The organism is Bradyrhizobium barranii subsp. apii, from assembly GCF_011516635.5.
Lineage (GTDB): Bacteria > Pseudomonadota > Alphaproteobacteria > Rhizobiales > Xanthobacteraceae > Bradyrhizobium > Bradyrhizobium barranii.
The window spans coordinates 7107692-7126336 of record NZ_CP096255.1 but is presented as its reverse complement, the minus strand read 5'-3'; the positions used below and the strand labels follow the sequence as shown (position 1 = coordinate 7126336).

The window sequence follows — 18645 nt, the reverse complement described above, 5'->3', positions numbered from 1 at the left end:
TTGCGTTTGCGTTGGTCGCGTTCGAAAAACTGGCCGCAGGGGAGCAGCTCATGGCAGCCGAAGCCGTAACCCAGATCATCTCGGTAGCGCAGACGGAGGAGGCCGTCGCGGAGCAGGCGTTCTACATTCCGATGACGGGGCCCGCCGCGCGGCCCCGTCGGTCGCTCAAGCACGACGACACCTTCATCGTGCTGGACAGCCATGGCGACATCGGAGCTTCCGCTGGCGGGCCGGACGGCCTGTTCAACTGCGACACGCGCTATCTGGCGCGGCTGGAGCTCGTGCTCGACGATCTCCAGCCGCTGCTGCTCGGCTCGAATCTTCGCGATGACAATTCGGCCCTGACCGTCGATCTCACCAATCCCGATATCTATCGGCAGGGCCGCATCGTGCTGCAGAAGGACCTGCTGCACATCGTGCGCACGATCTTCCTGTGGCGCGGCACGGCCTATCAGCGCATCGGCGTGCAGAACCATGGCGACCGTCGCGCCAGCCCGGAGCTGACGCTGCTGTTCGACAGCGACTTCGCCGATCTGTTCGAGGTGCGCGGCGAGCGGCGCCCGCACCGCGGGACCGGCACCAGCAAGTTGCTCGGGCCGACCGACGTGCTGTTCCACTATCGCGGCCTTGACGATGCCGTGCGTACCACCGGCCTGCATTTCGACCCGCGTCCGACGCGGCTGTCGGTGAATGCCGCGACCTGGCAGCTCGACCTGGACCCGCACCAGTCGAAATCCCTGTTCGTGGCGGTGTCCTGCAACCGGCCGATCGCGGAGAAGCCCGCGCGCTTCTTCAGGGGCCTGCTCGCCCATCGCCGCGAGATGCGCCAGTCGACGACGGGCATGGCCAGCATCGAGACGTCGAACAACATCTTCAACGAGGTGCTGTGCCAGGCCATGGCCGACCTCAACATGCTGATGACGGAGACGCCGCAGGGGCGTTATCCCTATGCCGGCATTCCCTGGTACTCGACGACGTTCGGCCGCGACGGCCTGATCACCGCGCTCCAGATGCTGTGGATCGATCCGCGGGTCGCGAAGGGCGTGCTGCGGCGGCTCGCGCATTTTCAGGCAGAGACGGTCGATCCGCTGAACGATGCGGCGCCCGGAAAAATCCTGCACGAGATGCGTGGCGGCGAGATGGCTGCGCTCCGCGAGGTGCCGTTCGCGCAATATTACGGCAGCGTGGATTCGACCGCTTTGTTCGTGCTGCTCGCCGGAAGCTATTTCGAGCGCACCGGCGACGAAAAGACCTTGACCGAGCTGTGGCCGGCGATCGAGGCGGGGCTGGCCTGGATCGACGGCCCGGGCGACCCCGACAGGGACGGCTTCGTCGAATACCAGCGCGCCACCGAAAAGGGCCTCGCCAACCAGGGCTGGAAAGACTCTTATGACGCGATCTTCCATGCCGATGGCCAGCTTGCGGAAGGCAATCTCGCCCTTGCCGAGGTGCAGGGTTACGTCTTTGCCGCCAAGCAGCTCGCCGCACGTTGCGCGTTGCGGCTCGGCAAGCCGGACCTCGCCAAAAAGCTCGAGACCGAGGCCAAGGCGCTGGCCGAGCGGTTCGAAAAGGCATTCTGGTGCGAGGAGCTCGGTACCTATGCGCTCGCGCTCGACGGCAGGAAACGGCCCTGTAAGGTGCGGACATCCAATGCCGGGCAGGTGCTGTTCAGCGGCATGATCCGCGAGGACCGCGCACGTCTCGTCGCCGCCGATCTGATGGCGCCGCACTTCTTCTCGGGCTGGGGCATCCGCACGGTCGCGCAAGGCGAGGTGCGCTACAATCCGATGTCCTATCATGACGGCTCGATCTGGCCGCACGACAATGCGCTGATCGCGCTCGGGCTCGCGCGCTACGGGCTCAAGCATTCGGTCGCGCATGTCTTCAAGGGATTGTTCGACGCGGCGACCTACATGGACCTGCGGCGGCTGCCCGAATTGTTCTGCGGCTTCCGGCGCGAGAAGCGGCGCGGCCCGACGCTCTATCCGGTCGCCTGCGCGCCGCAGGCCTGGGCCAGCGCGACGCCATTCACGCTGCTGGAGGCCGCGCTCGGCATCGAGTTCGACGTCGCGCGCGGCGAGATCCGCCTGCGCAATCCGCATCTGCCGGCGTTCCTGAACGAGGTGATCCTGCGCGATCTGCGCCTGGGCAGTTCCAGCGTGGATCTGCGCGTCAGCCGTCACGGCGACGACGTCGCGCTGGAGGTCTTGCGCACGCGCGGCCAGATCCAGGTCTCGATCGTGCTGGCGCGCTAGCGGCGCGCCGGGAGGAGGGTTCATGCGTACCGCCGGATGGTTGGTTCTGAGTGCGGCGATCGTCGCGGGATTGACGGTCGCCGCATCGCGTGCCGCGGAGGAGCCGCCCGCGGGCCCAACGACGCCCCCCAGCGAAGCGAACGCGCCGGCCACGGTGCAGCCGCCGACCTCCACCGTGCCGGTCACGCCGAAGGACGCCGCTCCGCCGCCGTCCGTGACCATCATCGGTGCGAGCGACGCCCATGGCGTGCTCGGCCGTGACGTGCGCAGCGCCGCCGACGAGGATATGGGCCGCATTGTCGACATCATCGTCGACCGCGCCGGCCGTGTGCGCGCCGCCGTGATCGATTTCGGCGGTTTCCTCGGCGTCGGCAGCCGCAAGATCGTGGTGGACTGGAACGCGATGCGGTTCGGCAAGATTGCCAACAAGAAGGACAGCATCACGCTGGAATTAACCAAGGCGCAGGTCGCAGCCGCGCCGGAATACAAGGAAGACACGCCGATGGTGGTGCTCGGCGCGTCCGGCAGCCTGCAGCCGCTGCAAGCGATTCAGTGAGGCGCGGGGAGGGATGGCTGCCGGTGCTGTTGTCGAGGAAGCGGAACCACGCAGATCGAGATAGCCGCGTTGAACGGTACAAGGTTGCCGCGCCGCCGCCTGCGGGCCTTCCGGCGCCGTCGCGCCAGAGCCTGCGCGGCCTCGACTGGTTCATCTTCTTCCTCGCCGACGTGCAGACCGGGTTCGGCCCCTTCATCGCGGTCTACCTCACGACGCAGAAATGGACTCAGGTCGAGATCGGCCTCGTGCTGTCGATCGGTGGCATCGTCGCGCTGATCGGACAGATGCCCGGTGGCGCGATCATCGATGCCGCGAAGTCCGAGCGGCTGGTCGCAGCGCTTGCGATAGCGACCATCGGCTTCTGCGCGCTCGCCTATGCGGCGATGCCGATCTTCCCCGTGGTGGTTGCTGCGGCCACGCTGCATGCGGCGGCGAGCTGCGTGCTGGGGCCGGCTATCGCGGCGATCAGCCTCGGCCTCGTCGGTCCGCTTGCGATCGGCGAGCGGCTCGGCCGCAATGCGCGCTTTGCGTCCCTCGGCAACGGCGTCGCCGCCGCCGTGATGGGCACGGCCGGCTATCTGCTGTCGAGCCGCTCGGTGTTCCTCGTCACCTTCCTACTCGCGATTCCGACCCTGATCGCGCTGTCGCGCATCCGCGAGGAGGAAGTCGACATCGCGCGCTGTCACGGCGAGATGCCGCGCGAGGCGCCGGTTCCAGGCGACACCAATCTCTGGCACCTGATCCGGCAACGCCCGCTCATCGTCTTCGCGCTGAGCGTGCTGCTGCTGCAATTGGCGAACGCCGCGATGATGCCGCTGATGGCGAGCGCGGTGACGGCGCGGTCGAGCCAGTGGGCGACGGTGCTCGTCGCCTTCTGCATCGTGGTGCCGCAGGCGATTGTCGCGCTGCTGTCGCCGACGGTCGGGCGCAAGGCGCAGCTCTGGGGCCGGCGCCCGCTGCTGCTGATCGGATTCGCTGCGCTGACGATCCGGGGCCTTCTGTTTGCGACCGTGCGCGATCCCTATCTGCTGGTCGCGGTGCAGGTGTTCGACGGCATCACGGCGGCGGTGTTTGCGGTGATGATCCCGCTGATCGTGGCCGACGTCGCCTTCGGCAGCGGCCATTTCAATCTGGCGCAAGGCATCGTCGGGACCGCGACCGGCATCGGAGCGTCCTTGAGCACGGCGCTTGGCGGCTATGTCAGCGACAAGTTCGGCAATGCCACCGCCTTCATCGGGCTGTCCGGCGTCGCCGCGACCGGGCTTTTGCTGATCCTCTTTGTAATGCCGGAAACCCGGCGCACGGGCATGATCGCGCCGAAAAAAATGGCCGGCTGAACGAATTCAGCCGGCCAAAGCGGGTGGGGAGGAAGACAGAAATCAGGCGTCGAGATTGTGCAGGCGCTGGCGGTTGCGCAGCACGATCTGGCGGGCGCCGGAAAATCCCAAAATGCCCTGGGCGTGAAGCTGCGACAGCGCGCGCGATACGGTCTCCAGCGTCAGGCCGAGATAGTCGCCGATGTCGCGGCGGCACATCGGCAGTGCCATCATGCCGGCTACCGCAAGGCGGCGGTCCATCTCGAGCAGGAAGGTTGCGACGCGCTCCATCGCGGTCTTGCGTCCGAGCAGCAGCATGTGGTCCTCGGCGTGACGTAGTTCGCCGGCGGTCATGGCCCAGAGCTTGCGGGCGACCTGTACGTCGGTGCCGGCGGCCTTCTCCAGGCTCGCTCGCTTCACCAGGCGCACGGTCGTGTCGATGATGGCTTCAGCGGCGAGGCGGTGGCTGGGACCGGATTCAAGGCCGAACACGTCACCGGGGAGATGGAAGGAGCCGATCTGGCGGCGGCCGTCGGAGAGCAGCTTGTAGCTGCGCACCGCGCCGGTGATGACCTGGTAGACATATTCGGCCGGCTCGTCCTCGCCGTAGATCTCCTCGTCCTTGCGGTAGGAGAACTCCGTGGCGACGAGGCCGACATGGCCGGCGATCGCGCCGAACTGGTCGGAGACGGGATGGGCAGGAGCGATCTTGCCACGAACTTGGGTGTTGATCGCCTGGGTGTTGAGCGTCTCGGTCAGCATCTGCGCCATCTCCGTTGTGATGACGCTTTGGTACGCGGGTTCGGGCGCTTCGAAAATTTCGCGAGATATCTTAAGGGGGTTTACCTACGTAGAACCCCGTAGGTCAGTTGCCGCGGCCGCCCTGGATGGCGTGGCGGATGGACTTGACCAGGGTTTCGTCGAGAAGCGGCTTCAAGATCACGTCCTTGACGCCTGCGGCTGCCGCCCGGGCCGAGATGTTCCCATCGGGATAGCCGGTGATCAGGATCACGGGCGTGCCTTCGTCGGACTGGCGCAACCGGCTGGCCAGCTCGATGCCGTTGATGTCGGGCATCTTGTAGTCGATCACGTAGCAGTCTGCGCCGGGCGCGCCGCTGGCATTCAGCAGAGCCGTGGCATTCCTGAAGGTCCGCACGGCAAAGCCGTCGGTTTCCAGCAGGAATTGCAGGGATCCCAGCACAGCGGCATCATCGTCGACCACGTAGACGGTGGGCTTTGCGGATGACGTCACTGGAAGCCGCTGTTGGTGCGAGCCGATCTCGATCATCCCCTTTGGCTAGCACGGCCCGGGAGAATGATTTTGACTTGCCTCAATCCTTCAGCATCCCGGCGCGCATCGCCAGCCGGACCAGCTCCGAGAGGCTATTGGCCTGCATCTTGGTCATGACGTTGGCCCGGTAGACCTCGATGGTGCGGGGGCTGATGTCGTATTCACGGGCGATCAGCTTGTTGGAGAGGCCCGCGATCAGCCCTTCCATGACCTGGCGCTCGCGCGGGCTGAGGGAGGCGACGCGGGCGGCGATGTCCTGCGAGATGGCCTCGTTCTTCGCCGCCGGCTCGGCCTGGCGGATCGCCGTCTCGATCATGGTGGTGAGGCGATCGTCCTCGAACGGCTTCTCGAGAAAGTCGACCGCTCCTAACTTCATCGCCTCGACCGCGAGCGGCACGTCGCCATGGCCGGTCATGATCAGAATCGGGAACGGGCTTTGCTGCGCCTTCATCCGCTTCAACAGCTCGATCCCGTCGATTCCAGGCATGCGCACGTCGGAGACGACGCAGCCGAAGGCGAGGCCGGGCAGGACATCGAGGAAGGCTTGCGCATCGTCAAACAAGGTAACGCCGAAGCCGGAGGAATCCAGCAGGAAGTTCAGCGAGTCCCGCATCGCCTCGTCGTCATCGATGACGTAGACATGTCCCTTGGTCGTCATGGATCAATTCTCATCGGCTGCCGGGAGAGAGAAGCGGAATGTCGCGCCGCCTGATGGGTTGCTCTCGGCCCACATGCGTCCGCCGTGAGCCTCGATGATCGAGCGGCTGATGGACAGTCCCACGCCCATGCCGGTTTCCTTGGTGGTGAAGAAGGTCTGGAACAGGTTGGGAATGACGTCGCCCTGGAATCCGGAGCCGGTGTCGGATACCTCGACCTCGATCATGTCGTCGCCGACGCGGGTGTTGGCGACGACGAGCTCGCGCTGCGGCGACTGCGCCATCGCTTCCAGCGCGTTGCGGAACAGATTGACCAGCACCTGCTGGATCTGAACGCGGTCGGCGAGCACGAGATCGGCGTCCGGATCGAGGCTGAAGCGGAGCTGCACGTTCTGCTCGCGCGCGCCGGCAAGCCCGAGCGCGCCGGCTTCCTCGATCAGCTTGGACAGGCTCTCGACCCGCTTCTCGGACTCGCCGCGGGAGACGAAGTCGCGCAGGCGGCGGATGATCTGGCCGGCGCGCAAGGCCTGCTCCGCGGCGCGATCCATCGCACTTTCGATCTTCGGCGTGTTGGGATCGGTGCTGCCGGCCAGCAGCCGCCGCGATCCCTTCATGTAATTGCTGATCGCCGCCAGCGGCTGGTTGATCTCGTGGGCAAGCGCCGAGGCCATCTCGCCCATCGCGGTCAGCCGCGACACGTGGACGAGCTCGGACTGCAATTCCTGGAGCCGCGCCTGGGTCTGCTGGTGCTCGGTGAGGTCGCGGACGAAGCCCGTGAAATAGGGCTCGCCGCCGGACTGCATCTCGCCGATCGACAGGTGCATCGGAAAGGTCGTGCCGTCGCGGCGCTTGCCGGTCACGATGCGGCCGATGCCGATGATGTGCGGATCGTTCGTGCTGCGATAGCGCGCGATGTAGCTGTCGTGGCGGGTGCGGTCGGGCTCCGGCATCAGGATGCTGACGTTCTGGCCGATCGCCTCCTGCTCGGACCAGCCGAACAGGCGCTCGGCGGCGGTGCTGAACAGTTGCATGATGCCGCGGCCGTCGATGACGATCATGGCGTCGGGAATGGTGTGAAGGATCGAGCGAAGGTGGGTCTCACGCGTGCGCAGGGCTTCCTCGACCTGCTTCTCCTCGTCGATATCGAGGAAGATGCCGCTGAGATGGCGCGCGACGCCGGATTCGTCTCGAATCAAGCCGGCGCGGGCCCTGATCCATTTGCCTCGGCCGGAGTTGCCGGAAATCCTGAAGGAGACGTCGAAGCCGCCGCCATGCTCGGAGACCTGCTTGATCGCGTTCTCGACGCGCGCGCGGTCGCCGGGCTCGAGACGCGACAGGAAGAGGTCGTAGCTCGCCGGCTGGCCCCGCTCGATACCGAGCAGCATCCTCGCGGTTTCCGACCACTCCAGCTCGCGCGTCGTGAGGTCGAGATCCCAGGTGCCGACGCCGAATCCCTCGATCCGGACCCGGAAATGCTCGCCGCGACTGTCGTCTGGCGGATGCGTTACGCGGGTCGGCGACAATCGATGACTCCCATCTTCGCGCGGCGGGCGTGGTGCCGCGAACATGACCGCAATTTCGCCCATGGACCGGCCCGAGGCAAGTTCGGATGTCTGATTCCATTGGCGGATTTCCCGCAAGGTCGCGCCCGGCGATTTGATCTACCTCATCCTGCCCCGTCACGGCGAGGCTAGATTTCGCGCCAGTTCATAGCTGTGCGGAGAATCCCAATGACTTACGCGACCGTGATGGTCAGCCTGGCGCTCGACCAGTCCAACGAGGCGCGCCTTCAGGTCGCGGGCGAGCTCGCCGAGCGATTCGAGGCGGCCATGATCGGGGTTGCCGCAGGGCAGTTCGCGCCGCCACTCTATTTCACCGACGGCGCTGAAGCCCAGAGCCTGATCGATCAGGAGGAAGCCTCGATCAGGAAGCGCCTGGCCGATCTGGAGGCGCAATTCCGCGCCGCCACCAGGGCGCGCGGCGGCCGCGTGGAGTGGCGCGGCGCCATGGATTTTCCGACCCGTTTCGTGCTGGCGCAGGCACGATGTGCCGACATCATCGTCAGCGGCGGCCAGCGCCCGGCCTTCTCCGACGCGTTCGCGCTCGCGAGTCCCAAGGACCTGGTGATGCAGGCCGGCCGCCCGCTTCTCGTCGTTCCCGACAAGGTCAACTGGCTCGACCTGCGCAGCGTGCTGGTGGCGTGGAAGGACACGCCGGAGGCGCGGCGCGCGGTAGCGGATGCGCTGCCGATGCTGCGCAAGGCGAGGGACGTCACCATCGTCGAGATCCCGGAGCGCGATGACGACCGTTCGGCGGTGATGGCCGGCGTCACCGACGTTGCCGCCTGGCTCGCCCGTCACGGCGTCACCGCGAGCGCACGCATCTCGGAGGCCGTGCGGAACGCAACCGCTGCCGCACAGTTGGAGCAGGTCGCCGGCGACCTCGGGGCCGGCCTGATCGTGGCGGGCGCCTATGGTCATTCGCGCTTTCGCGAGCTGATCCTCGGCGGCGTCACCGAATATCTGGTCACCCAATCCGCCCGCAGCGTGCTGCTCTCGCACTGACGGCCGGCCGGCCAAAACGAAAATCGGAGGACGCGCTGTGTATAAATTTCTTGAAGAGATCGTCGACAGCTACATGACGCGCAACGTCACGACGGTGCGGCGCGACCACGACCTGCTCGCGCTCAGCGAGATGTTCGAGCGTGATGATTTCAACTCCTATCCGGTCGAGGACGACGGGCAGGTGGTCGGCATCGTCACCAAGTTCGACATCCTGAAGTGTTTCGCGTTCTCGCCGAGCCAGATGCTGCCGCACTATCGCGACCTGATGAGCCGCAGGATCGGCGACGTCATGACGCCCGAGTTCATCTATGTCAGCCCCGACACGCGGCTGACGCGCGTGCTCCAGATCATGGTCGAGCACCGCATCAGGAGCATCATCGTGCTCGACGGCGCGGAAAAGCTGGTCGGAATCATCGCCCGCGAGGACGTCATCAAGGCGCTCAAGGCGACGGCGCGGGAGTGACTCCATCCTTCTCCCCTCATGTCCGCCGAAGCCTTGGCGAAGGCGGATGTGGGAGAAGGTGGCGCGAAGCGCCGGATGAGGGGTTCTCTCCACCGAAAGACTCTCCGTGCGGAGCCGACCCCTCACCCAAGTGAGTGCGCGGCACCGTCCTCGCTGCCCTCTCCCACAAGGGGAGAGGGCACTTCAACTGGCGGGCGCCGCATCACTCACCCGAATAGAAATCCACCTGTCTTGATTTCAATCAATTCCCCGCGAGGTCGAATGTGGTTTCTGGCGGCGTGTTCTTTCAGAGAGAATCCGCATGAGCCAGCCCTCCATCTCCAAATCCATGACCATCGGTGAAAGCGGCCTGGCTATCGTGTTCGCAGTCACCGCCTTCCTTTGCGTGATCGCCTCGGCCAAGGCGCTCGATTCGGCCTTTGCCTTCCATGCCGCGCTCAGCGCGGCGGCGAGCTTGGCTGTGGTCTTTGGCATCATCAACCGCTACTTCGATCGTCCGGCGGCGCTGCCGCCGGCGGAGATCAACGGCCGCCCCAACTACAATATGGGTCCGATCAAGTTCACCGCCGTCATGGCGATGTTCTGGGGCATTGCCGGCTTCCTCGTCGGCCTCATCATCGCCTCGCAGCTGGCGTGGCCCGCACTGAACTTCGATCTGCCCTGGACCAGCTTCGGCCGGCTTCGTCCGCTGCACACCTCCGCGGTGATCTTCGCCTTCGGCGGCAACGTGCTGATCGGCACGTCGCTCTATGTCGTGCAGAAGTCCTGCCGCGTGCGCCTTGCGGGCGACCTCGCGCCCTGGTTCGTCGTGATCGGCTACAATTTCTTCATCCTGGTCGCCGGCACCGGCTATCTGCTCGGTGTCACCCAGTCGAAGGAATATGCCGAGCCGGAATGGTATGCCGACCTCTGGCTCACCATCGTCTGGGTCGCCTATCTGCTGGTCTTCCTTGCCACGATCATCAAGCGCAAGGAGCCGCACATCTTCGTCGCGAACTGGTTCTATCTCGCCTTCATCGTGACGATCGCGGTCCTGCATCTCGGCAACAATCCCGCGCTCCCCGTCTCGGTGTTCGGTTCGAAATCCTATGTCGCCTGGGGCGGCATCCAGGACGCGATGTTCCAGTGGTGGTACGGCCACAACGCGGTCGGCTTCTTCCTGACCGCCGGCTTCCTCGCCATCATGTACTACTTCATCCCGAAGCGCGCGGAGCGGCCGATCTATTCCTACCGTCTGTCGATCATCCACTTCTGGGCGCTGATCTTCCTCTACATCTGGGCCGGCCCGCATCATCTGCACTACACGGCGCTGCCGGACTGGACGCAGACGCTCGGCATGACCTTCTCGATCATGCTGTGGATGCCCTCCTGGGGCGGCATGATCAACGGCCTGATGACGCTGTCGGGCGCCTGGGACAAGCTCCGCACCGATCCCGTGCTGCGCATGCTCGTGGTCTCCGTCGCCTTCTACGGCATGTCGACCTTCGAAGGCCCGATGATGTCGATCAAGGTGGTGAACTCGCTCAGCCACTACACCGACTGGACTATCGGCCACGTGCATTCCGGCGCGCTCGGCTGGGTCGGCTTCGTCTCCTTCGGCGCGCTCTACTGCCTGGTGCCGTGGATATGGAATCGCAATGGCCTCTACAGCCTGAAGCTCGTCAACTGGCACTTCTGGATCGCGACCCTCGGCATCGTCCTCTACATCTCCGCGATGTGGGTGTCCGGCATCCTGCAGGGCCTGATGTGGCGCGCCTACACCTCGCTCGGCTTCCTCGAATATTCCTTCATCGAGAGCGTCGAGGCGATGCATCCGTTCTACATCATCCGCGCCGCCGGCGGCGGGCTGTTCCTGATCGGCGCGCTGATCATGGCCTACAATCTCTGGATGACCGTTCGCGTCGGCGAAGTGGAAGTCCAGATGCCCGTCGCGCTTCAGCCGGCGGAATGAGGAGCCTTCCATGTCGTTCTGGACACGCCACCAAATCTTCGAAAAGAACTCGATCGTCCTGATCGTCGGCATTCTGCTGGTGATCGCGATCGGCGGTCTCGTCGAGATCACTCCGCTGTTTTACCTCAAGAGCACGATCGAGGCGGTCGACGGCGTCAGGTCCTATACGCCGCTGGAGCTTGCGGGCCGCAACGTCTACGTCCGCGAAGGCTGCTATCTCTGCCATTCGCAGATGATCCGGCCGCTGCGCGACGAGGTCGAGCGCTACGGTCACTTCTCGCTCGCCGCCGAGAGCATGTACGACCATCCGTTCCAGTGGGGCTCGAAGCGTACCGGTCCCGATCTCGCCCGCGTCGGCGCAAAATATTCCGACGACTGGCACGTGACCCATCTGACCAACCCGCGCGCGATCGTGCCGCAATCGGTGATGCCGGGCTATCCGTTCCTGAGCCAGACCGAAGTCGATCCCGATACGATCGCCGACCACATGAAGACGCTCAAGGCCATCGGCACGCCCTACACCGACGACCAGATCGCGAACGCAGGCGCCGATCTGAAGGCCCAGGCCGATCCCGACAATGCTGGCTCCGACGCCTTCGGCAAGCGGTACGCCAAGGCCGTCGTGCGCAATTTCGACGGCAAGGCCGGTACGCCGACCGAGATGGACGCGCTGATCGCCTATCTGCAGATGCTCGGCACGCTGGTCGACTTCAAGCTCTACAACGAGAAAGCCAATCTTCGCTGAGAAGGCATCAACGATGAAAGCCATCCTGACACTCGACAATCTCGCGTCTGGTCTCGTGACCACGATCTGGACGCCGGTGTTCGTCGCGATCTTTCTCGCGATCATCGCCTACGCATTATGGCCCCGCAACCAGGCCGCTTTCGACGAAGCGGCGCGCCTGCCGTTGCGAGAGGAGTAAGAGATCATGACCGATCATCATGGCGACATCGATTCCGTCACCGGCAAGTCCACGACCGGACATGAGTGGGACGGCATCAAGGAGCTCAACACGCCGCTGCCGCGCTGGTGGGTGATCTCATTCTACCTCACCATCGTCTGGGCGATCGGTTACTGGATCGTCTATCCGGCCTGGCCGCTGATCTCCAGCAATACCACGGGCCTGTTCGGCTATTCCTCGCGCGCCGACGTTGCGGTCGAGCTCGCCAATCTCGAGAAGATCCGGGGTGACAAGATGGCGGCGCTGGGCGCGGCTTCGCTCGCCGACATCGAGAAGGACCCGGCCTTGCTGGCGCTTGCGCGGGCCAAGGGAAAGACCGTGTTCGGCGACAATTGCGCGCCATGCCACGGCTCAGGCGGCGCCGGCGCAAAAGGCTTTCCGAATCTCAACGACGACGACTGGCTGTGGGGCGGCACGCTCGACCAGATCATGCAGACCATCCAGTTCGGCGCGCGTTCCGGTCACGCCAAGGCGCATGAGGGCCAGATGCTAGCCTTCGGCAAGGACGGCGTGCTGAAGGGCGACGAGATCGTCACGGTCGCCAATTACGTGCGGTCGCTGTCGGGCCTCTCGACCCGCAGGGGCTTTGATGCCGCGAAGGGCGAGAAGATCTTTGCGGAGAATTGCATCGCCTGCCACGGTGACGGCGGCAAGGGCAACCCGGAGATGGGCGCCCCGAATCTGACCGACAAGATCTGGCTCTACGGTTCTGACGAAGCGAGCCTGATCGAGACCATCAGCCTCGGCCGCGCCGGTGTGATGCCGGCCTGGGAAGGGCGGCTCGATCCCGCCACCATCAAGGCGATGGCGGTCTACGTCCACTCGCTGGGTGGCGGAAAATAGCCTGCTCGCGACGGGCGGGGGCGAACAAAAGTGCCCCCGCTTGAGCTGGATCAACTGACGCGCTCGCGTCGGGTCTAGGTTTAATCGCACCTTTTCGAGAAGCTTCTTGGCGATGAACAAGACCGTGAACCCGAACGACCTCACATCGAACGATGACAACGGGCCGCTCTACGTAGCCCAGAAGAAGGTGTATCCCCAGAGCGTCTCCGGCACGTTCCGCCGAATCAAATGGGGGCTGATGGCGTTCTGCCTCGGCGTCTACTACTTCCTGCCGTTCGTGCGCTGGAATCGCGGCATCGGTGCTCCGAGCCAGGCGGTGCTGATCGATCTTCCCAACAGCCGCTTCTACTTCTTCTTCATCGAGTTGTGGCCGCAGGAAATCTACTACTTCACCGGCCTGCTGATCGTCGCCGCGGTGGCGCTGTTTCTGATGAACTCAGTCGGCGGCCGCATCTGGTGCGGCTATCTCTGCCCGCAGACCGTGTGGACCGATCTGTTCTATGCGGTCGAGCGGCTGGTCGAAGGCGACCGGCGCGAGCGAATGAAGAAGGACAAGTCGTCCGATCCGATGAAGCTGGAGCGCATCTCCGAGATCGTGCTCAAGCATTCGATCTGGCTCCTGATCGCCTGGTGGACCGGCGGCGCCTGGGTGCTCTATTTCAACGACGCGCCGACGCTGGTGAAGGAGCTCGTCACCTTCCAGGCGCCGATGATCGCCTATATCTGGATCGGCATCCTGACGGCGACGACCTATGTGCTCGCCGGCTTCATGCGCGAGCAGGTCTGCACCTATATGTGCCCGTGGCCGCGCATCCAGGCCGCGCTCACCGACGAATGGGCGCTCAACGTCACCTATCGCTACGACCGCGGCGAGAAGCGCACTTCGGTGAAGAAGGCAATCGAGCTGCGCGCGCTCGGCGAACACGTCGGCGACTGCGTCGACTGCTATCAATGCGTCGCGGTCTGCCCGACCGGCATCGACATCCGCAACGGGCCGCAGCTCGAATGCATCCAGTGCGGACTCTGCATCGACGCCTGCGACAACGTGATGACCAAGATCGGCCGGCCGAAGCGGCTGATCGGCTACGACAACGACATCAACATCCAGCGCCGCCAGGAAGGCAAGGCGCCGGTCTACCGCATCGTCCGGGCCCGCACCGTCGCCTTCAGCGCGATCATCGCGGCGGTCGGCGGCATCATGATCTACACGCTCGCGACCCGCAGCCTGCTCGACGTCAACGTGCTGCACGACCGCAATCCGGTCGCGGTCAGGCTCAGCGACGGCTCGATCCGAAACGCCTATACGGTGCGGCTGCTGAACAAGAGCGGCTATGACCGCGTCATCGCGATCGACGCGAACGGTCCGGCCAACCTGACCACGCATGTCGTCGGCATCGATTCCGTGACGCCTGACAGGCCGATGATCGTGATCCCGCGCGACTCCACCAGCGAGCTGCGCCTGCTGGTCACCGCGCCGGCGGAAAGCAATCCGGAAAAGTCGGTTCCCGTTCGCTTCCACGTCACCGACATCGGGCTCGGCGAGGTCGCCACCGCCACCGACAATTTCGTCTCGCCCTAGGATCAGGAGACTGCCTTGGCCACCAAGCCGCTGACCGGAACAAAGGTGTTCCTGATGCTGGTTGCCTTCTTCGGGCTCGTGATCGGCGTCAACGTGACCATGATGAAGCTCGCGATCGCTACGCTGCCCGGCACCGACGTCGACAGTCCCTATGCCGCGGGCCTCACCTATGACCGCGAGATCTCGGCAGCACAGGACCAGGCCGCGCGCAACTGGAAGGTCAACGCCCATATCGAGCGCCGCACTGATGGCGCTGCCTCGCTTCAGGTCGAGGCGCGCGATGCGAGCGGCCAGCCGATGAGCGGGTTGAAATTCGGCGGACGCCTGGAGCGGCCGACCGACAAGCGCGCCGATCTCCAGGTCGAGCTCTCGGAGGCCGGCATCGGCATCTATCGCGGCAATGCCACTGCCGTCGCGCCGGGGCAGTGGGATCTCGTGATCGAGGGCGAGGCGCGCGGGACACGCGTGTTCATGTCGCGCAACCGCGTGATCCTGAACTGAGGGAATTCGTCATGCAGGTCACGCGGGATTTTTCGCACTACGTCCGGGCCGCGGGCGAGGGCATCAAGCACATCGATCTCGCCGTCGAGGGCGTTCACTGCGCCGGCTGCATGGCCAAGATCGAGCGCGGACTGTCGGCCATCCCCGACGTCACGCTGGCGCGCGTGAATCTCACCGACCGCCGCGTCGCGCTGGAATGGAAGCAGGGCACGCTCGACCCGGCCCGCTTCATCGATCGGCTCGAAGAGCTCGGCTACAAGGCCTATCCTTATGAGACCGAGAGCGCGGAAGCAACGGAAGTGGCCGAATCCCGCTTCCTGCTGCGCTGCCTCGGCGTCGCCGCGTTCGCCACCATGAATGTGATGATGCTGTCGATCCCGGTCTGGTCCGGCAACGTCTCGGACATGCTGCCGGAGCAGCGCGACTTCTTCCACTGGCTGTCGGCGCTGATCGCGCTGCCGGCGGCGGCCTATGCCGGCCAGCCGTTCTTCCGCTCGGCCTGGCGCGCGCTGTCGGCCAAGACCACCAACATGGATGTGCCGATCTCGATCGGGGTGTGCCTTGCACTCGGCATGTCCGTGGTCGAGACCATCCACCACGCCGAGCACGCCTATTTCGACGCGGCGATCATGCTGCTGACCTTCCTGCTGGTCGGCCGCTTCCTCGACCAGAACATGCGGCGGCGGACCCGCGCGGTCGCCGGCAATCTCGCCGCCTTGAAAGCGGAGACGGCCGCAAAATTCGTCGGTCCCGACGAAATCTCGCAGGTGCCGGTCGCGGCGATCCATCCCGGCGACATCGTGCTGCTCCGGCCCGGCGAGCGTTGCGCCGTCGACGGCACGGTGATCGAGGGACGCTCCGAGATCGACCAGAGCCTGATGACCGGCGAGACGCTCTATGTCACGGCGGAGCAGGGCACGGCGGTCTATGCGGGCTCCATGAACATCTCCGGCACGCTGCGGGTGCGGGTCTCGGCGGCGTCGGAGGCGACGCTGCTCGCCGAGATCACGCGGCTGCTCGACAACGCGCTGCAGGCGCGTTCGCGCTACATGCGGCTCGCCGACCGCGCCTCGCGGCTCTACGCGCCGGTGGTGCATGCGACCGCGCTGATCACCATTTTGGGCTGGGTCATCGCGGGCGCCGGCTGGCACGATGCGATCGTGACCGGCGTGGCCGTGCTGATCATCACCTGTCCCTGCGCGCTCGGGCTTGCGATCCCCACCGTGCAGACGGTAGCCTCGGGCGCGATGTTCAAAGCTGGCGTGCTGCTCAATTCCGGCGACGCCATCGAGCGGCTGGCCGAAGCCGATCACGTCATCTTCGACAAGACCGGCACGCTGACGCTGCCCGATCTCGAGGTGATGAACGCGGCCGATATTCCCGCCGACATTTTTGCACTTGCCGGCCGGCTCGCGCTGTCGAGCCACCATCCCGTTGCCGCCGCCGTCGCGCAGGCCGCCGGTGCAAGGTCGCCGATCGTTGGCGCGGTCGAGGAGGCCGGGCAGGGCGTGCGCGCTGTGGTGGACGGTGTCGAGCTTCGCCTTGGCCGTCCGTTATTCTGCGGCGCCGAAGCGCTGGTCGGCGGCGCCACGCTCGACCCTGAGGCCTCCATCGTGGCTTTCAGCAAAGGGACTGAAAAGTTCATCCTCTCGGTGCGCCAGGGCCTGCGGCCGGACGCGCAGGCCGTGATCGCGGCGCTGAAGGCGCGGAATATCGGCATGGAGATTCTGTCCGGCGACCGCGAGCCCGCGGTGATCGCGGCGGCCCATGCGCTGGGCATCGCCGAATGGCGCGCCGGTGTCACGCCGGCCGACAAGATCGCGCGGATCGAGGAACTGAAGCGGCGCGGCGCCAAAGTGCTGATGGTCGGCGACGGCATGAACGACGCGCCCTCGCTGGCGGCGGCCCATGTCTCGATGTCGCCGATCTCGGCCGCGCATCTCAGCCAGGCGACCGCCGATCTCGTCTTCCTCGGCCGGCCGCTGGCGCCTGTCGTCGCCGCGATCGACTCCGCGCGCAAGGCGCTGCATCTGATGCGGCAGAACCTCTGGCTGGCGATCGGCTATAACGTCCTCGCCGTGCCGGTCGCGATCAGCGGCGTGGTGACGCCCCTGATTGCGGCGGCGGCCATGAGCGGGTCGTCGATCCTGGTGATGCTGAATTCACTGCGGGCGCGCAGTTCGTCACGGGAGATCGTGTGATGGAAATCCTGGTCATCCTGGTGCCGCTGGCGCTGATGCTCGGAGGCGCCGGCCTCGTCGCCTTCCTCTGGTCGCTGCGCAGCGGCCAATATGACGATCTCGACGGCGCGGCCTGGCGGGCCATCGCCGACGACGAGCCGCCGCAGGACGCCCCGGTCAAGCGTTAACGCTCCGTTGGTTCCGCGCTGCCCTTTTCGGACATGGTCGCTGGACGGCCGGCGGTCGCCGGGCGTAACAATGCCGGAGGATCTTACGTAGAAGCGACGGGGCAGGCTCTCCGGAGCAGGAGCGTGACGAGCATGCAGAAAAATGTCGGAGTGTGCGGGCCTAACGATCTGCCGGGACAGGTCGTGCTGGTGCTGCAAGGCGGCGGTGCGCTCGGCTCCTATCAGGCGGGCGTCTACCAGGCCCTGCACGAGGCCGGGATCGAGCCGGACTGGGTCATCGGCACCTCGATCGGTGCCATCAACGGGAGCCTGATCGCCGGTAATGCGCCGGAAAATAGGCTCGCGCGCCTGAAGGAGTTCTGGAAGCGGATGGAGCAGAATCCGGTCTGGGCTCTGGGCGGCGCCTTTCCCGACTTCAGCGAGAAGCTCGCCTATTTGTCGACTGTCACCAACGGCATTCCCGGCTTCTTCCGGCCCAACCCGCTGGCGCATGCGGGAGATTCCTTTCCGCTCGGCGCCGATCACGCCGGCTTCTATTCGACCGCGCCACTGGAGAAGACGCTGAGCGAGCTGGTCGATTTCGATCTCGCCAATCGCTGCGCGCCGCGACTGACGGTCGGTGCGGCTCATGTCGGCACCAGCGAAATGCGCTATTTCGACAGCCGCGACGGCGAACTGACGGTGAAGCATGTCATGGCTTCGGGCGCGCTGCCGCCGGCCTTCCCGGCGGTGCGCATCGATGGCGAGCTGTATTGGGACGGCGGCATCCTGTCGAACACGCCGACGGAGGCCGTATTCGATGACAATCCACGCAGGGATTCGCTGATTTTCTCCGTGCATCTGTGGAATTCCGTCGGCGCCGAGCCGACCACGATGGCGGAGGTCTTGAACCGCCATAAGGACGTGCAGTACTCCAGCCGCATCGCGAGCCAGATCGTGCGGCAGCAGCAGGCCCATCGCTTGCGCCACGTCATCAACCAGCTTGCCGCGCGGTTGCCCGAGAGCGAGCGCAACGATCCCGCGGTGAGGGAGTTGATGAGCTACGGCTGTCCGACCCGCATGCATGTGGTGCGGCTGCTGGCGCCGCAGCTCGATCGCGAAACCCATACCAAGGATATCGACTTCAGTCCGTCAGGCATTACGCGGCGCTGGCATGCGGGCTACGCCCACACGAGGTCGGTGCTGGCGCGAAAGCCGTGGATCGGTGAATTCGATCCGCTCGCCGGCGTGGTGCTGCACGAGCATATGGACGAGATGCCGATGGCGGCGGAGTAGGGCCGCGTCCGCTTTCATCGAATTGCCACAGGCCCTGCGGATTGTTGGTCGTCGTCCGCTTTTGA

General features: G+C 65.3%; 18 protein-coding genes. 14 read left to right on the top strand and 4 right to left on the bottom strand.

Annotated features, from left to right (window positions below; translation table 11 throughout):
- Nucleotides 1-50: 50 nt before the first annotated feature.
- The 3 genes from HAP41_RS34240 to HAP41_RS34230 are packed head-to-tail and all read left to right on the top strand — an operon-like array spanning nucleotide 51 to nucleotide 4148.
- Complete coding sequence (locus HAP41_RS34240) at nucleotides 51-2255, top strand: amylo-alpha-1,6-glucosidase (RefSeq protein ID WP_166089376.1); 2205 nt, start codon at nucleotides 51-53, stop codon at nucleotides 2253-2255.
- Nucleotides 2256-2277: 22 nt separating this feature from the next.
- A complete protein-coding gene (locus HAP41_RS34235) occupies nucleotides 2278-2811 on the top strand; it encodes a PRC-barrel domain-containing protein (RefSeq protein ID WP_166089379.1) in 534 nt (177 codons plus the stop codon).
- Between the two features lie 23 nt (nucleotides 2812-2834).
- Nucleotides 2835-4148, top strand: coding sequence for an MFS transporter (locus HAP41_RS34230; RefSeq protein WP_166089383.1), 1314 nt, complete (start codon nucleotides 2835-2837; stop codon nucleotides 4146-4148).
- A gap of 42 nt (nucleotides 4149-4190) precedes the next feature.
- Here the strand turns inward: HAP41_RS34230 and HAP41_RS34225 are convergent, their stop codons facing one another.
- From HAP41_RS34225 to fixL, 4 genes are all read right to left on the bottom strand, one after another.
- On the bottom strand, nucleotides 4191-4889 hold the full coding sequence (locus tag HAP41_RS34225; RefSeq protein ID WP_166089393.1) for a helix-turn-helix domain-containing protein: 699 nt from the start codon (nucleotides 4887-4889) through the stop codon (nucleotides 4191-4193).
- A gap of 103 nt (nucleotides 4890-4992) precedes the next feature.
- The gene (locus HAP41_RS34220; protein ID WP_166089405.1) at nucleotides 4993-5415 is read right to left on the bottom strand and encodes a response regulator; all 423 of its coding nucleotides are present in this window, start codon (nucleotides 5413-5415) and stop codon (nucleotides 4993-4995) included.
- A 43-nt stretch (nucleotides 5416-5458) separates the two neighbouring features.
- The gene (gene fixJ, locus HAP41_RS34215; protein WP_028150099.1) at nucleotides 5459-6076 is read right to left on the bottom strand and encodes a response regulator FixJ; all 618 of its coding nucleotides are present in this window, start codon (nucleotides 6074-6076) and stop codon (nucleotides 5459-5461) included.
- Between the two features lie 3 nt (nucleotides 6077-6079).
- Nucleotides 6080-7597, bottom strand: a complete 1518-nt coding sequence (gene fixL / locus HAP41_RS34210) for a sensor protein FixL (protein ID WP_166089421.1) — start codon at nucleotides 7595-7597, stop codon at nucleotides 6080-6082.
- Between the two features lie 207 nt (nucleotides 7598-7804).
- On the opposite strand from fixL, the gene HAP41_RS34205 reads away from it, so the two are divergent.
- The 11 genes from HAP41_RS34205 to HAP41_RS34155 all read left to right on the top strand — a co-directional run bounded on the left by HAP41_RS34205 (nucleotide 7805) and on the right by HAP41_RS34155 (nucleotide 18580).
- On the top strand, nucleotides 7805-8638 hold the full coding sequence (locus HAP41_RS34205; RefSeq protein ID WP_166089427.1) for a universal stress protein: 834 nt from the start codon (nucleotides 7805-7807) through the stop codon (nucleotides 8636-8638).
- 37 nt (nucleotides 8639-8675) lie between these two features.
- On the top strand, nucleotides 8676-9101 hold the full coding sequence (locus HAP41_RS34200) for a CBS domain-containing protein (protein ID WP_166089453.1): 426 nt from the start codon (nucleotides 8676-8678) through the stop codon (nucleotides 9099-9101).
- Nucleotides 9102-9402: 301 nt separating this feature from the next.
- Nucleotides 9403-11052, top strand: coding sequence for a cytochrome-c oxidase, cbb3-type subunit I (gene ccoN, locus HAP41_RS34195; protein ID WP_166089462.1), 1650 nt, complete (start codon nucleotides 9403-9405; stop codon nucleotides 11050-11052).
- Between the two features lie 10 nt (nucleotides 11053-11062).
- Nucleotides 11063-11797 (top strand): cytochrome-c oxidase, cbb3-type subunit II, encoded by a 735-nt coding sequence (ccoO, locus tag HAP41_RS34190; protein ID WP_166089475.1) that lies wholly within the window; start codon nucleotides 11063-11065, stop codon nucleotides 11795-11797.
- Between the two features lie 13 nt (nucleotides 11798-11810).
- The gene (locus HAP41_RS34185) at nucleotides 11811-11975 is read left to right on the top strand and encodes a cbb3-type cytochrome oxidase subunit 3 (protein ID WP_166089478.1); all 165 of its coding nucleotides are present in this window, start codon (nucleotides 11811-11813) and stop codon (nucleotides 11973-11975) included.
- A gap of 6 nt (nucleotides 11976-11981) precedes the next feature.
- On the top strand, nucleotides 11982-12857 hold the full coding sequence (gene ccoP, locus HAP41_RS34180) for a cytochrome-c oxidase, cbb3-type subunit III (protein ID WP_166089483.1): 876 nt from the start codon (nucleotides 11982-11984) through the stop codon (nucleotides 12855-12857).
- A gap of 112 nt (nucleotides 12858-12969) precedes the next feature.
- The gene (ccoG, locus tag HAP41_RS34175) at nucleotides 12970-14436 is read left to right on the top strand and encodes a cytochrome c oxidase accessory protein CcoG (protein WP_166089511.1); all 1467 of its coding nucleotides are present in this window, start codon (nucleotides 12970-12972) and stop codon (nucleotides 14434-14436) included.
- 15 nt (nucleotides 14437-14451) lie between these two features.
- On the top strand, nucleotides 14452-14937 hold the full coding sequence (locus HAP41_RS34170; protein WP_166089524.1) for a FixH family protein: 486 nt from the start codon (nucleotides 14452-14454) through the stop codon (nucleotides 14935-14937).
- Nucleotides 14938-14948: 11 nt separating this feature from the next.
- Nucleotides 14949-17138: a cation-translocating P-type ATPase gene (locus HAP41_RS34165; protein WP_166089530.1), complete on the top strand. Its 2190-nt coding sequence runs from the start codon at nucleotides 14949-14951 to the stop codon at nucleotides 17136-17138.
- Complete coding sequence (gene ccoS / locus HAP41_RS34160) at nucleotides 17138-17305, top strand: cbb3-type cytochrome oxidase assembly protein CcoS (protein WP_014497059.1); 168 nt, start codon at nucleotides 17138-17140, stop codon at nucleotides 17303-17305. The genes HAP41_RS34165 and ccoS overlap by 1 nt, the downstream gene beginning before the upstream one ends.
- 132 nt (nucleotides 17306-17437) lie before the next feature.
- A complete protein-coding gene (locus tag HAP41_RS34155) occupies nucleotides 17438-18580 on the top strand; it encodes a patatin-like phospholipase family protein (protein WP_166089539.1) in 1143 nt (380 codons plus the stop codon).
- Nucleotides 18581-18645 lie beyond the last annotated feature (65 nt).